The 14994-nt window shown below is 48.8% G+C and carries 14 protein-coding genes; 6 read left to right on the top strand and 8 right to left on the bottom strand.

All coding sequences use genetic code 11. From position 1 onward, the window contains the following. The first annotated feature begins 173 nt into the window (after positions 1-173). A complete protein-coding gene (locus ACYQ2L_RS05360; RefSeq protein ID WP_460052098.1) occupies positions 174-2366 on the top strand; it encodes an alpha-amylase family glycosyl hydrolase in 2193 nt (730 codons plus the stop codon). Positions 2367-2413: 47 nt separating this feature from the next. On the opposite strand, the gene ACYQ2L_RS05365 is transcribed toward ACYQ2L_RS05360, so the two are convergent. From ACYQ2L_RS05365 to ACYQ2L_RS05380, 4 genes are read right to left on the bottom strand one after another with little or no spacing between them, the layout of a single operon-like run. Then, on the bottom strand, positions 2414-2923 hold the full coding sequence (locus ACYQ2L_RS05365; protein ID WP_460052102.1) for a permease: 510 nt from the start codon (positions 2921-2923) through the stop codon (positions 2414-2416). Continuing rightward, positions 2920-3426 carry a permease gene (locus ACYQ2L_RS05370; protein WP_460052106.1) on the bottom strand — a complete coding sequence of 169 codons (507 nt, stop codon included), beginning with the start codon at positions 3424-3426 and terminating at the stop codon, positions 2920-2922. The genes ACYQ2L_RS05365 and ACYQ2L_RS05370 overlap by 4 nt, the downstream gene beginning before the upstream one ends. After that, entirely contained in the window at positions 3398-4927 is a 1530-nt protein-coding gene (locus ACYQ2L_RS05375; protein ID WP_460052110.1) for a phytoene desaturase family protein, read from the bottom strand. Before ACYQ2L_RS05375 ends, ACYQ2L_RS05370 begins: the two co-directional genes overlap by 29 nt. After that, complete coding sequence (locus tag ACYQ2L_RS05380) at positions 4902-5501, bottom strand: TetR/AcrR family transcriptional regulator (protein WP_460052114.1); 600 nt, start codon at positions 5499-5501, stop codon at positions 4902-4904. Before ACYQ2L_RS05380 ends, ACYQ2L_RS05375 begins: the two co-directional genes overlap by 26 nt. Before the next feature lie 136 nt (positions 5502-5637). On the opposite strand from ACYQ2L_RS05380, the gene ACYQ2L_RS05385 reads away from it, so the two are divergent. Further along, positions 5638-6447 (top strand): AraC family transcriptional regulator, encoded by an 810-nt coding sequence (locus ACYQ2L_RS05385; RefSeq protein ID WP_460052120.1) that lies wholly within the window; start codon positions 5638-5640, stop codon positions 6445-6447. Between the two features lie 94 nt (positions 6448-6541). Next, positions 6542-6919 (top strand): VOC family protein, encoded by a 378-nt coding sequence (locus tag ACYQ2L_RS05390; protein WP_460052122.1) that lies wholly within the window; start codon positions 6542-6544, stop codon positions 6917-6919. A 42-nt stretch (positions 6920-6961) separates the two neighbouring features. On the opposite strand, the gene ACYQ2L_RS05395 is transcribed toward ACYQ2L_RS05390, so the two are convergent. From ACYQ2L_RS05395 to ACYQ2L_RS05405, 3 genes are read right to left on the bottom strand one after another with little or no spacing between them, the layout of a single operon-like run. Next, positions 6962-9085, bottom strand: coding sequence for a diguanylate cyclase (locus ACYQ2L_RS05395; RefSeq protein WP_460052126.1), 2124 nt, complete (start codon positions 9083-9085; stop codon positions 6962-6964). Between the two features lie 39 nt (positions 9086-9124). Then, on the bottom strand, positions 9125-10039 hold the full coding sequence (locus tag ACYQ2L_RS05400; RefSeq protein WP_460052131.1) for an aminoglycoside phosphotransferase family protein: 915 nt from the start codon (positions 10037-10039) through the stop codon (positions 9125-9127). Positions 10040-10052: 13 nt separating this feature from the next. After that, positions 10053-10367 carry a hypothetical protein gene (locus ACYQ2L_RS05405; RefSeq protein WP_460052135.1) on the bottom strand — a complete coding sequence of 105 codons (315 nt, stop codon included), beginning with the start codon at positions 10365-10367 and terminating at the stop codon, positions 10053-10055. 100 nt (positions 10368-10467) lie between these two features. On the opposite strand from ACYQ2L_RS05405, the gene ACYQ2L_RS05410 reads away from it, so the two are divergent. Both ACYQ2L_RS05410 and ACYQ2L_RS05415 read left to right on the top strand, forming a co-directional pair. Then, on the top strand, positions 10468-10947 hold the full coding sequence (locus tag ACYQ2L_RS05410) for a DUF302 domain-containing protein (protein ID WP_460052139.1): 480 nt from the start codon (positions 10468-10470) through the stop codon (positions 10945-10947). A gap of 52 nt (positions 10948-10999) precedes the next feature. After that, complete coding sequence (locus ACYQ2L_RS05415; protein ID WP_460052141.1) at positions 11000-12553, top strand: hypothetical protein; 1554 nt, start codon at positions 11000-11002, stop codon at positions 12551-12553. Between the two features lie 155 nt (positions 12554-12708). Here ACYQ2L_RS05415 and ACYQ2L_RS05420 read toward each other — a convergent pair whose 3' ends face one another. Then, positions 12709-14055 (bottom strand): glycoside hydrolase family 28 protein, encoded by a 1347-nt coding sequence (locus ACYQ2L_RS05420; RefSeq protein ID WP_460052145.1) that lies wholly within the window; start codon positions 14053-14055, stop codon positions 12709-12711. A 34-nt stretch (positions 14056-14089) separates the two neighbouring features. On the opposite strand from ACYQ2L_RS05420, the gene ACYQ2L_RS05425 reads away from it, so the two are divergent. Continuing rightward, positions 14090-14938 carry a sugar phosphate isomerase/epimerase family protein gene (locus ACYQ2L_RS05425; RefSeq protein ID WP_460052147.1) on the top strand — a complete coding sequence of 283 codons (849 nt, stop codon included), beginning with the start codon at positions 14090-14092 and terminating at the stop codon, positions 14936-14938. Positions 14939-14994 lie beyond the last annotated feature (56 nt).

The raw sequence follows: 14994 nt of genomic DNA on the forward strand, positions 1-14994 counted from the left end.
TATTTATAATCTTGCGAATGCTAATGCAAAATGCAATTTTGCACAAAGCTCATGAGACATATATTTTCCTTGCGGATCAGGTAAACCGGTGTTACGATATCTACACATGGTGCAAAACCGGTTTAATGTTCTGCTTTTCATCTTTGTACCAGGAAAACTTCAAGGAGACATCGATGAGGAAAAAAACAGGGGCTATCGCCCTTCTGTTTGCTGTGCTGCTTCTTTCAGGTTGTGGAAATCCACTAAGACCTGACCAATACGGCTCTGCACCAGACTCGGTATTACAGAGCGAACGTACAGCTGGCACCTTGGTTCAGGACCTGCCGGTAATACCCGAACACATGGTGAATGAGACTATGTTTCAGTTTTTCTACTGGAACTCATACCCGGGATTATTCGCTGATATTGCTGATGACAACAGCAGCATGAGAGCGATGGCTGAAGATCTTGCTGCATCAGGCATAACCGCTGCCTGGCTTCCTCCTGCAGCCAAAGCCATGGAAGCGACAAGTGGTGTCGGTTATAGCGTGTATGATTTCTGGGACCTCGGTGAATTTGAACAGAAGGGCGCCCGGGAAACCCGTTACGGGACACGTGAAGACCTTGATGATGCCCTTTCAGTATTTCTGGATCTCGGGGTAAAGACCTATTTTGACGTGGTATTCAATCACCGAATGGGTGCAGATGCAAATGAATGGGTGCAAAGAAATTCAGGCGACTGGATTATAACTCCGACATACTATGACTTCGCAGGCAGAGACGCCCATTACACTCCTCAGCGGTGGGGGCAACTCTTTCATGACTTTTCATGGAACTGGCAGGCATTTAATGGAACCGACTATTACGGCGAAAGTGAAGATACCATTCGAGTACACAGACACGCGAACGGAGGCCCTGACCCGGTTTTATTTGATGGCAAACTCTGGCCGCAAACCTATGGAACAGCCTATCTCATGGGCAACGACGTCGACTACTGGTACCGACCAGATGGTGAGACCTTTGTTATACGCGATGAAATGAAGGCCTGGGGTGAGTGGATTATTAATGATGTAGGCTTCAACGGCTTCCGGATGGATGCAATCGCTCATGTAGACAGTGGGTTCACTGCTGAATGGATTAACCACGTACAGGCCAATACCAATGAGGATATCTTTTTCGTAGGAGAAGCATGGGTCGGTGATGTCGGTGGCTACCTCGATTCGGTTAACACTCCGTATCTCCGGGCATTTGACTTTTCATTAAGAAATGATTTTGTACAATTGAGCAGTGGGAACAAGGACATGCGTTTCTGGGGAGGGATTGTAAACTCGCAGCATGCCGATCGCGCAGTAACGTTTGTAGACAATCATGATACCAGCAGAGATGGTAATGATTATAATCAGCCTCAGGTAGAACGATTCAAGAATCAGGCTTATGCCTATATGCTGATGCGTGAGCAGGGGGTCCCTACGGTATTCGCCCGTGACTGGGATGAATTCAATATGTCTCATACCCTGCGCAGGCTCGTAGAAGCACGCCGGTTCTTTGCTTACGGAGCAGGACATGAAAATTCCTCAAACACCAGTGAAGTCTATACCTACGTGCGGGAAGGACTCAGTGATGTTGCTGGAACCGGACTGGTTCTTCTTGTATCCGGCCGTGACTGGGGCGGACAGGAGTCTTTCTGGATTAATTCCAGACAACCAAATACAGAATTCTATGATTACACTTCAAATGTAAGCGGCACGGTAACGAGTAATGCCCAGGGATATGCAAACTTCCCTGTACGTATGACCGAATCTGAGGGATGGTCAGTATGGGTACCTGTCAGCGATCAGATCCTTCCTCCCCCCACAGGTTGGGAGCAGGCTTATTTTCGTGGAACCCCGAATGACTGGGGAACAAGCACAATGGATCGTATCGAAAATGGCATCTGGGAAATAACCGCAGATTTTCGCGGGCAGAGCAACCCACGCTTCAAGATCGATCGCTATGGAGACTGGACGGAAAACTATCCGGAACAGGATTTCATGATAGATCAAGCTGGAGAATACCGCATAACATTTCACGAAGACGGCCATTATATCGACGCCGTACTGATTGGTGACAATGGTGGAGGAGAAGATCAGATTACTCTCCGAATGACCGTAGATGTCGGAGAGGGAAACTCGGTCTTTTTTACCGGCAGCGCAGATGAACTCAGCAATTGGGGCACAGGAATCGAAGGAATCTGGAGTTCAGGAAATGTCTGGGAGCTGACAATAAATGACCCTGGAGCTTTCGACTGGAAAACACGCATCGGACCCAGCGGCGGTTCCGGACAAGGCTGGGAAACAGGCGGCAACCATAGCCACCATAATTTGCACCCGGCACATCAAGGCTGGTAAATCCAGTCGCCAAATTTCAGAAGCTGCTTCATTCGAGGCAGCTTTTTTTATTTCACGCCTCCTGCCAGGCGTGAATCAAGCAATCGCGCGATTATCCATATGCCGATTATACTTGCTGTAAGCCGGCTCAAGGAGAAACGAGGACCAAGCGCTGCTGTCTCGAAAAGCAGCATAGGAATCTTTGTGGTAGACCAGGCACCAACGAAAATCATAACATTCCTGCGGCTGCTCCCCTTTTTCATGAGCACTGCGGCAAAGGGAAAGGCCCCGTAAAGTGGACCGGCGGCAGCAGACCCGAGCAGAAATGCCAAGGTATTTCCCTTGATACCAGATTCAGGACCCATATGGTGGATCAGATACTCTCTGGGAACCCAGGCATCCAGCAGGCCGAGCAGAATGAAAACCGGCGGAAGAAATCGGATCATCACCAGAAACTGCTGGCGCAGACTGGAAACAGCCGACTGCCCGTGCTCCGGAAGCACAAATATAAAAAGCAGAAAGAGTATCGTCAGCAATAGCGGACCAATAAACTTACTTGACCCTCTTGCTTGCTTCATAAGGACACCACCAGAGCAACAAAGCCGGCTGACACAAGAGAAAATACAAATGCAGCCGAGTTTCGAATCAGGGCAGTCCGGGCTCCGAAATATTCACGCTCCATAGGAAAGGTAACAACCCCTACCATCATGAGGGTTGAAACAAAAGCCGCAACCGGCAGTATTCCCGCACCAAGCTCCAGCAAGTCGGCCGCCATAACAAAGGCCACAAAACCAGGCATAAGGGTGATTGATCCAGCAACAGCAGCACCGAGAAAACCGCTCACTCCGGATTCCTCCCCGATCAGCCGGGAAATCAATACCGCATCAGCAAAGGACAGGGCCACCGCAATCAGAATCAGTATGCTGATCAACTGCGGGACAATTCCCCACAAGGCCCTTGCAGCTTTTTTCAGAGCCTGCCCGGTTTTTTCCCTGCTCCTTGAAATAGATACCGTCAGCAAGACTGCTGTTAGCCCGTACAGAAATATGGTTTCAAACACTGTACTTCTCTTTTCGATCATATGCGATTCTCTGAATGCTGTCCTTACCCGTAATCACCGCAGTAGGCAATCCCCCTCCAGTCTGCAGCCATTGTCCGGTCAGATGAAGGTTCTTCAGCGATCGTATACGTCCATTATGAGCGAACATCTTTCCAGAAACGCCTGGCAGGAACGGCATAAATGCACCGCGATACGCATTGCAGTAGCGCATATATGTCAGGGGCGTAGCAACATCCAGTAATTCAAGCTGACCGGTCATCTCCGGGAATCTTTTTTCAACAGCTCTCAGAACCTCCAGACCTATTTTCGTCTTCGTTTCCTTGTATACCTTTCGATCTTCTGACATCCCTAACCATGCATCAATATCAGAACCAAACTGATTGATTACAACGGTCATTATGTTTTTCCCTTCAGGTGCAAAATCCTTTTCGTATGCATAGTGCGTAAGCTGAAGAAAATCAACATCTGATCCCTGCACATGCAGATCCTTCACCGGGAACCGGATGCAGCGTGGAATATTCAGTACATCCCTGTCACAAGCAATGCTTATGTAGATATTTGAAGCCAGCGGATATTGCTCGGGTCGTGAAAAAGCCCGTTCAAAAGCTTTGTCCTTATACCTCCCACCAAGAAGATTATCGAAAAGATGCCGGGCATCACAGGCGGCCAGGAAATAATCAGCCACATATTCTTTTCCATCCTTTGTAACGACAGACTCTACCGCTTTGCCTCGTATGCGTATGTCGCGGATTTCACTGTTTGTCACAATCTCTCCGCCGAGTTCCAGGTAGCGATCCAGCATTCGCTGAGCCAAGGCTCGTGAACCGCCGGCAGGAATAGCAGCATCCCCTCTGGTAAAAGCCGCAAGCGCAAAAAGCAGTGAAACTGCGCTGAAATTTTCCGGCAGGCTGCTTGCTAATGCTTCCCGTATGGCCGGATTCTGAAAACGCATTGCAAAATCCTTTAGACTGATCTTGCTGTATTTCATATACAAAGGACCAATATCCTTCATTGCCGCAAGGCTTTTCAGACGCTCCAGGGGATTCATAATATCAGCCGGTTTTCCTACAGGTACTGTGAATTTCTGGAAGTCCCGCAGCAAGGAGCAAAAGGAACTGATTTCTTCACTGTCCTCCGGAGCAACGCGAACCCAGCTTTCATACAGAAGATCCAGATCGCGGTAGAAGGGAACATGTGCTGTTTCATGCTCATGCACCATGAAACTCTCCGGTTCATAAATGTCTACATTTCCAAGTGCACCAACCCGTTTCCAGAGATCATTCAAACCACTGCCTTCCCTGGTACCTGCAAGCCAGTGAATACATCCATCAATGTGAAAACCTTTCCGATCCCAACCAGTGCATTCGCCTCCAGCAAGCCCATGTTTCTCTACGATAGTACAGCGATAGCCCTGAATACGCGCATGTATACCTGCGCTGAGGCCAGCAACACCCGCACCAATTATCAATACCCTGGTGTCATCCTCAATCATAGTCCTACTTTTTATCATTCTGTCTTTCATTTTGATTCTCCCCTCGTTTCAGATCACTGCCTCGATATACATCTTCTCCAATATCAAGAAGCATCGATGCGACTTCGTCATTAGACAGCCATTCGGGAATTCTCCCATTGGCAATCATTGCAGCTAATCCCAGATGGACAGCTGTCATCTTGAAAAGTAATCTCCGGATTTCATCTTTCGACCAGCCCTCCAGATCCGGGTCATGCAGCATCTCATCTACCAGATAAGATTCCATGTCCGAATAGGACTGACTGTACTGATTCGGCCTTAGTGATAATTCCTGGAAAAGAACAGGATATCGCTGCGCAAACTCAAGACTGGCAAGCCCGATCCGTTCAAAGGTATGTGAACCCGTCTGTGCTTCAAGAATATCTCTGGCCGTACTGAACGCCCTGTCAGCGACAGCAGCAGCCAATTCATCAATTGAAGAAAACTGCCTGTAGATAGGGGCTACTGAACAGTCAAGCTGATCTGCAATAGCCCTTGCACTCAAGCCACTGAAGCCCTGTACCTCAACAATGCTCCAGGCCGCTTCGATTACATCATCCCTGGAAAAACTCTCTGATCGAGGCATGCACCCTCCATGAAAATACAAACGTTATATAACAGTTGTTATTTTATGAGGATAAACCAGCATTGTCAAGTTTTTTGTGATTCTCCTGCCCGAATTTCGGGCAATTGGATGCATGTATGTGCTATAATTCCGGAACATGCGTCATAAATTCAGACCCCTGCAGTATATCGATTTCTCAGGGATTCACCCGGATATACTGTACCGTGAGTATCTTCCATCTCCCGAGCTGTCTGAATATGTTGCCTGCTACTGGACTGTCATTTCGAGCCGCTCCCTGATTTCCGTTCCACACCGTATTCTTACCGATGCCTGCATGGACATAATCTGTGACTTCCAGGATCGGCAGGCTTTTGTAGCCGGAATTGCCGACAACACAGAAATTCTCCCGCTGAACGGACATGTATGCTCATTCGGAATCCGCTTCCTTCCCAACTGCATCCCTTTTCTGCTGAAACACAATGCATCAGAAAGCCTGAATGCAGCCATTGCCCTTGATCAGATTGACCCCGTACTACAGGAAATGACAGCGCGCATGCTTGATCTGGAAACACCGGACATTCCCACGGCATGCTGCCTCATAGCAGAAGAATATCTTCAGCGATTTTTCAGCTCCTTCAGCATACAGAATCGATTTGGAAATATGCTTGAACAGATGCTGTCTTCCCAGGGCAGTATCCGCCTGAAGGAAATGAGCCAATACCACAGCCTCTCGGAGAAGCAGATTACCCGCTGCATAAAATCTCATATTGGCATGAGTCCTAAATCATTCCTCCGCATAATTCGTCTGCAACATACGCTGGCATTAATCAGTCAGCATGGAAATCGCAGCCAGGGCCGTTTCCGTGCAGGTTCTGCAGATATTGCTCTCGAGGCCGGATACTATGACCAGAGCCACCTTTTAAAGGAACTGAACTACTTCCTGGGAGATATCCGGAACATTTATTAATGATCTATTTATGTAAAGAACTACCTGCCGGTGTCCGTTTTTTACAATCAGATCAAGGAGAATAAAGGTAAGCTTGATGAAAGGAGAATACCACATGAAACTCGGATATGTTATTGTTTACGTAGAGGACGTCCCGGCAGCGACGCGGTTTTATGAAGCTGCTTTCGGTCTGGAAACCCGCTTCATGCATGAATCCAATATGTATGCAGAAATGGAAACCGGAAGCACTGCCCTGGCCTTTGCGCATAACGACATGCTGAAAGAGGGAACCGGAATCAGTGCATCAAAGGAAATCAAGAACTGTTTTGAAATCGCATTTACCACTGATTCTGTAGATACAGATTTCCGCAAGGCTGTCAGTGCCGGTGCTACAATGCTGAGTGAACCAGTCGAAAAACCGTGGGGCCAAACCGTATCCTACGTCCAGGATCCGTTTGGCACTATCATTGAAATCTGCAGTCCTATCGGATAAAGGAGAACCTACATGGCATCCAGTCAGGAATTCTGAAACTCTCTATGCTTCGGATTTTCGCTTGAGAATCTTATTCTCATAGAGTTCGCTGTCTGCTTCAGCAATAAAAGTCAGCAGATCCGTATCCGGAGATTTTCTGAATCTGGAGCTTCCGAGACTACAGGAAAGCAGGAAGCCCCGGTTTTCAGAACGGTTCTTTTTGTCCAGCAGTTTCTGTATTCGCCGCTGTACCAGCTGGGGATTTTCCGTGGGCTGTATCTGCGCCAGTACCGCAAATTCGTCACCGCCGATTCGTGCCACCACATCATTAGCTCTGAATCCTGCCTTCAGAATCTGTGAGAATTCCCGGATCGCCCAGTCGCCTTCGTTATGACCGAAGTTGTCATTTATCAGTTTCAGCCCGTCCATATCTATATATAGAATATGAAATATCTGCCCCTCGGCAGCATTGCCGAGGATTTCCTCTGCCAGCTGGAAAAAACCTCGCCTGTTCAGCAGACCGGTCAGATCATCACGTATGGAAAGTTCTTTCAATGACTTGTTCAGCAATGATGCCTCTGCCAGACTTAGTTCAAGCTGCCGCTGGGTGTCCTGCATCTGCATATTCATGTGGATGTGACGTAAGGATATACTGACTGTTTCCCGCAGACTCTCAAAAAGCATATCGAAGTTTTCTTCGGCGCCTAACTGCAGCATACCGATAATCGTATCGCCGTAAAAAAGCGTCTTGATCAATGAGGATCCCACTGCATTCCCTTTATTATCATTTTCGGAGTAGAGGTGTTCAGGAGGAACCTCAAGTCCATCCTCATCGTTCACACAGACAGCCCCTGCATTATATTCAAAATGCAGCAGCATATGTTCTGGTGGTTCCGGTATGCCCTGCGCCGCGCTGAGTTCATCCTCAAAGAGATACAATCGACAGAACTGAAGATCAAGGTAGGGAACAATTTCTTCGAAGGTATGCAGCAGATCCCTGAGGTACAAGGCCGACGAGATAGCCCTGGCAGCAGTCCGGAACTTCCACTGGTAGATAAATAGCTGAAACGTCGATGTACTCTGAATCTGCTCGGCAGCTGTCATGTTGAAGAAATAATGCCTCTGAACTTCCGCGCCAAGCTGCAAACGTTCTGACCTGGAATCGGCCTCAACAATCGAATCAACAAGCGACAAAAACGGATAATGCAGCTCATGCGGTGAATCGCCTTCAGCCATAGCCTTTCTGATCAGCTGTGCATTATTCAGAAAAGCCAGAGGTCCCTGTTCAACCGGCTCATTCAGATCAAGATATTTGCTTCGTGAAAGATCGCCGGAGGAATCAAAACATCCACATGACTGCCGTTTCTGGAATCTGCAAGCGGAAGGCTCAGGTGTCCTGGCATCAGAATCACTCAGGAGCTGCATGAGCAGTTCTGCTGAGCGGTACACTGTATCATTATGAGGCTGATCGATAGTAGTAAGGGCCGGAAAAAGACTCCTGCCGAATTCCAGTCCATCAAAACCGGTGACGGCGACATCCTCCGGGACAAAAATATTATGTTCAGCCAGACGCAACATGAGATTATGAGCCATATCATCATTCGCACAGAGAATCGCATCCGGCAGCCCCGTCTTCAGAAAATAATCAGCAGCACGGCTGCCTGAATCAGGACCAAAATCCCCGTTGAAAACCCTTATTTTCTCCGTTGGAACACCCCGGCTTTCCAGATTCTCAAGATACAGGGCGTGGCGTTCCCGGGCATCAAAATTGGTCATTTCACCGCTTACCAGACCGAAGCTTCTGAATCCATGATCAACCACCATATGCTCGACCAGATCCGACACTGCCTGTGAACTCTCCACACAGATCGTAGGATGCGGCCCCTCCGGACAGTTCATGGCTACAACAGGGATATTCCCCCATCTTTTTATGAGCTGCTCCACGGCTGGCAAACCGGTAAAATTTCCCAGACTTCCGCTGTAAACCAGAATAGCATCGGCCTGCTCCGGGATTACCATCGAGTAGGTGAAGTTGTGTATGCGTTCCATGGGAATCGGCGACTCAAGCGCCTTTCCTGTTACAAAAACCAGACGCACAGCCCTTTGCTGTGACCAGCGCATGAGCACGCGCCACTGTGCCGAGAAAAAACTCCCTTCAAGTTGGTTTACGATTACAACGAACGTCATAATTTGATTTATAATGCATACTGCACGGAATTGCGATAGTCAGCTGTTAAATTGTATATAAAGCCTGTGTAGAAGCAGGACTGTCTGACTGCTGGAAAACCAGCCAAATGATTTCAGAAGTGCCCAGAGCAGAATCCTCTGAACATCAATCCCAAGACGAGTAGATAGCTCATCGACATGTATGCTCATAAGATCAATCAAATCTGTGAACTGTATTTTCCTGTCCGTATAGTAATCAATCCAGTTAAAAATCAGCTGTGCAAGGTCAAAAGCTGGTTCCCCTATCCAGGGCTTCGGATCAATTACCTTCCAGACATCAGTCCCGTCAAGAATAACATTACCTGGATTAAAATCACCGTGAAGAAGGCATACATGCTCACTTTGCAGATCCTGCAGTTCCTCAACAATCTCATTCACAAGGTCTACAGGAAGATCAAAAACCTCCGGCTTGTTACGGATTTCCCGCAGCCAGCAAGCGGCAGTATCATCAAGGCTCCTGAAACATCCTGGTTCAGAAACCGGAATCCAGAGCCTTGGTAATATACTGGATGCACAGGCAATCTGCTCCTGAATCGACAGTGACCAGAGATCACTCCCGGGATCGCATCGCGCAAGCAGCAGATCAAAGCCATCATCCGAGGCATTCAGAAGTCCGGCTGCGGGCCCGTCCTGCCACAAACGCATTGCATCAGCCTCATTACGAACTTCATCATGGGGCACCGAAAGCTTCAGGATAACACGTCGGTTCCATGCATCCCTGCCGCCAAGAATAATAGAGCACATTCCCTTATGCTGCAGCTGTTCATCCAGGCTAAGCTTCCATTTACCTGCTCGGCGCTCAACATGTTCCTGCAGATTATCCAACCAGAGTTCTGCTTCGCCGCCTATATCCCGTACAGTCTGCTTCAGGTTTTCAGGAATCAGAATTCCCTCGAAACTCCCCGTTTCACTCATGATTCGCCTCCGCTCAGGATGGCCTTAATGGCCGCAGCCAGCTTCCGGACATTCTCACCCGTTGACCCTGCAGATGGGACACAAGCAGATCCAGTGACCCGACCACATCCTCCTGCCGGTATTGCCTCAATTCCAGCATTGCATATTCTTCTCTCACCCGGGACCGCTTGGCTCCAGCTACCCTGGACATCAAACGCTCGGCAAGATCCTTGTCACAGGCCCAGGCCGCCATCGCAATCAAACGGTCAGGCGCTGACAGCAAGCGACTGTTCACATCGATTGAGGAGTCCGAGTTCAGAATTGTATGGAGCCTATTCGGGGATAACATCATCTTGATTATAACAGCAACATAGGAAATATCAAATATACCATTGACACTATACAATGACTTATATATAGTAATTTTAATATATCATAAGGAGTTGAATATGAACAAAAAATTGGCACTTGCCACAGTCGGTGCTTTGCTCACAGGGATTATCCTCACGGCAGTTATAGGTTTTTTCAGCCTGCCATCATTGATGATGCTTGAAGATGAAAGTCCCTATGATTTTGAGTCGACCGTACAAAGATTTGAAGCAGAGGTTCGAGCTGGTGGATGGTCGGTACTAACCGTACATGACATGCAGGGGATACTCGAAGGGCACGGTCATGATGTAGATGCAATAAAAATATATGAACTCTGTTCATCAAAATATTCAGCTGAAATACTTTCACTGGATGACGAACGTATTGTTTCTCCACTCATGCCCTGTAGAGTAGCAATATATGAAAAGAGTAACGGAAAAACTTATATTGCACGAATGAACAGTGAACTTATGGCAAGACCCTTCGGCGGTGTCATTTCGAGTGTCATGAATTCAGCTGCAGTAGAGACAGAAGTCGTTATCTCAAATGTTTTAAACTGAGACCCCTGCCACTCATTAGACGCTCAGGGAATCTTGCAGTACACTCTTAGGCATGAGTAAAGCTGTCTACAACTATAATAAACGCAGGGTTGAGAACAAGCTGGTAACGGCAATCCGCAAGCACAAGCGCGAGGCCACCGTTGCCGACTTGATTGCCGCAACTGCCCTGCCGCGTTTACAGATAGAGGAAATGCTTCCCCAGGTCGTCAATGACTACCGGGGGCATTTGCGGGTAACGGAATCCGGTGAGATTCTGTATTATTTCCCTCATGGGGTCCACCACAGGGATCGCAGTGCCCGCGCGCGTTTCCGGAAGTTTCTGTACAGAACACGCGATATCGCGGTGAAAATCGGGAAACTGCTTTTCAAGATCTGGATTATGGTCATGCTGGTCGGATATTTTCTGATTTTCATCGCGCTGGTATTGGCTGCGATTGCGGCTTCTATTGCAGCACAGAGTAAATCCAACAACAGTTCAAGACGCAGCAGCAGAGCCGGGGGTGGCTTTCTCATGAGCCGGCTGATACAGCAGATGTTCTATATCTGGATGTTCAGCGGCAGAAGCAGATACCGCTACGGCTATCATGGTGGCCGTCACATGGGAGGCATGCGAAATCAGGCAGCTGTAGATGTCTGGAACGTAAAACGAGGGGAAAACGACGGGCCACCCCTGCATCATTCCATATTCGCTTTTGTCTTCGGCGATGATGATCCGACGAAGGATCGTGAAAACCAGGAGAAACAGGCTTTTATCCAGCTGGTACTCAGCCGCCGGGGTGTAGTCAGTCTGGAAGAGCTTCGTGCGCTGACCGGCCGGAATAATGACGATGCCCAGGATCTCATGAACCGCATGCTGCTTGAGTACGAAGGTGAGCCAGATGTCAGTGATGCAGGTACACTTATCTATCGCTTCCCTGAACTGCTCCGGACCGCCAGCTCATCCAGGGTGAAGGAAAACATTCAGCCGGAACGCCTGCTTACAGATATGGAAAAAATCCCCTTCAACAGCAACAGCCCCAGCCTGAACAAATGGATCGGCGGCCTGAACGCTGTCAATCTTGGATTCGGAATGTACTTTACGGTTTTCAGCCTGATGGGTGTGCTTCCAGAAGAGGGCTTCGGACTGTTTTACAGCTTCGTTGTTCTGCTGCTCTCTGACATTGCAGCCAATCCCTTTACCATAGTTCTGATCGGTCTTGGTTTTGTTCCGCTGCTGTTCAGCCTGCTCTTTTACCTGGTCCCGCTTTTGAGACTGCGCAGCAACAAGAAGAAAAATGAGGAAGTGCTTCTCCGCAATGCCGGACGGCGGGTCTGGAACGGTCTGCTGGATACTCTTCCGGTTGGAGACGGCAGCGTAAATCATGCACATTTTCTACGCGGAGGGGACAGCGACAGGTACATTCCCGAAGTCCTGGATAAAATCGCGGCAGAACAGCATGCGGATATCAATCAGGATTCTGACAACGCAACACAGACCAGTGGAACATCCTATAGCTATGTCTTTCCCGAACTACGCCGCCAGATACTGGATCTGCAGCAGCTGAGAGCAGGAATCGACCCTCAGAAATTTGCAGCGGGCAAGGTAATATTCGATTCAAATGAATAGACGATAGAGGAAATTGCAAAATTACGTGCAATTTCCTCGTCGCATCAGTAGCGAATTCTCAAGTTGTTTTATGTAAACAACTTGAGAAGTTATAATCTTGCGAATGCTCATGCAAAATGCAATTTTGCAAAAAGCTCGATAATGCCTCCGGTTTTTCAGGAAACCGGGGCGGCATCGCTCAATACAGAAACGCCCTCTATCAGCGGGCTTTCCAGGAATTCGAGGCGCATTCCGCAGTCCTCACTTTCCGGGAGGCCTGCATACATGGCGGATTCTTCAATCGGCTCCCTGTCCTCGGGCGGTGCCATTTCAAATCTGCAGTTGCGTATTTCAAGCCCGGTAATCGGCTGCTCAGGCAGTCCGACAATGAACCCGGCTGATGAGCGGCAATTTACGGCTTCAATAGTATCTATTTTAATATTCCGGATAAGCGGGGTGTCGGATTCTATCTTCTTGATATCAAGACCGAAGAGTTTTACATCGGCAGGATCCGCTCCGCAGCGATAAAATGAATTGATAACCAGAGGACATTTGCAGCCCTCTATAAAAATATTCCTGAAGCTCAGGTTTTCCAGCGTTCCGCCACGTCCCCGGCGGGTCTTGATCCGTAGACCGCGGTCTGTGTTGTACATTCTGCAGTTGCTTACTTCAATATTCCGTACACCGCCTGCGGTCTCGCTGCCGATTACAATTCCGCCATGGCCGGCGATCATCCGGCAGTTGTCAGCGACAATGTTCTCGCAGACTTTTCCGACGCGGATTCCATCCTCACCAGCACCTGATTTAAATGCCAGACAGTCATCACCTACATCAAAGGTACAGTTTCGTACTTCTACCCCATTACAGGAATCGATATCCAGACCATCGGTATTCGGTGCATCCGCCGGGTTCCTGAATGTCACATTGTCGAAGCTCAGCTCACTGCAGTACACCGGGTGAGTATTCCAGAAAGGAGAATTCTGCAGGGTGATTCCCTCTACCTGAACATTCCTGCACTCAAAGAACTGCAGCAGGGGTGGCCTGAGAAACTGCAGCTCGCGTCCTCCACCGCCAGAAGGCTGAAACTCATAACCGGAATTCATTCGTGCCAGCTCCAGCTCAATAGCGGTTTCCGGATAACGCCGGCCTTTGGCGCGGATTTCACGGTAAGCTTTCCACCATACCTGCCCGTTGCCGTCGATAATTCCCTTGCCTGAAATGCGGACATTTTCTTTATCCCGGGCATATACCAGTGGATGCATTCCAAAGCACTCGACGCCTTCCCAACGGGTCCAGACCGGCCGATAGCGCTCGAACTCCGGAATAAAGCTGATTACCGCTCCTTCATCCAGAAACAGGCAGAAATCACCCGGGAGTTCCAGCGGTCCACTGAGAAAGGTACCCGCAGGCACACCGAGTTCACCACCGCCGAGTGCAGAAATATGTGCAAAGGCTTTCGCGAATGCCTGACTGTTATCTGTCTGCTTATCACCGCATCCGCCGAAATCAGTTATCCATAACATTGAAACATCCTTCCATTTTTATTATCCTATCACCATGTTTACTATCGGTGTCCGGGCACATGACCTCGGGAAGAAAAGCCTGGCAGAACTCGCCAGCACATTGCAGGACCTGCGTATCGGCAGCATTCAGCTTGCTATCAACAAAGCCTTCAGCGACCGCAGCTACCACCCTGGTTCCCTGAGCCCTGGATTTGCCAGGACTATCAACAAAACACTCGCTGCCCATGGAGCAGACATTGCCGTTCTCGGTGCCTACGTTAACCTTATCCATCCTGACAAGGAAAGCAGAAACAGAGAGCTGCAGAAATTCATTGAACATCTGCGTCACGCCCGTGATTTCGGCACCAGCATAGTCGGTACCGAAACAGGTCACCGAAGCCCTGACGGGACAGCAGTCCCCGAAACACAAAGCCAGGAAGCCTTTGACGACCTCGTCGACTCGGTATGCCGCCTGACCGAAGCTGCCGCACACTTCGGTGTTTTTGCCGGCATAGAGCCCGTAGCCGACAAGCATCCGCTCTCCAGCATAGAACGCACGGTTCGCTTGATTGAACGCGTGAACTCGCCGAATCTCGGAATCATCTTTGACCCGGTTAATCTGATCCCTTCAGCAGGTCTCAATGATCAGGACGATTTCCTGAAAAGCGCATTCCAGGCATTCGGTCCGCAGATCTGCTGTATCCATGCCAAAGACTTCCGGATTGTAAACGGCATTAAAATCGGAACCCTTCCAGCCGGTACAGGTGACCTGAACTATCCTCTATTGTCCAGGTTGATTTCAGAAGCAAAACCAGGTATCCATGTACTCCTGGAAAACACTGCTCCGGATAATCTTCCTGCAGCAATAGACTTTCTACATGGATTGTCATGTCAAAATGACTGACTTGCAATGGGCGGAAATGGCCATCTTTTGGACATTTCCGAACTATTTAAATTCTA

Source organism: Spirochaeta dissipatitropha (genome assembly GCF_054657935.1).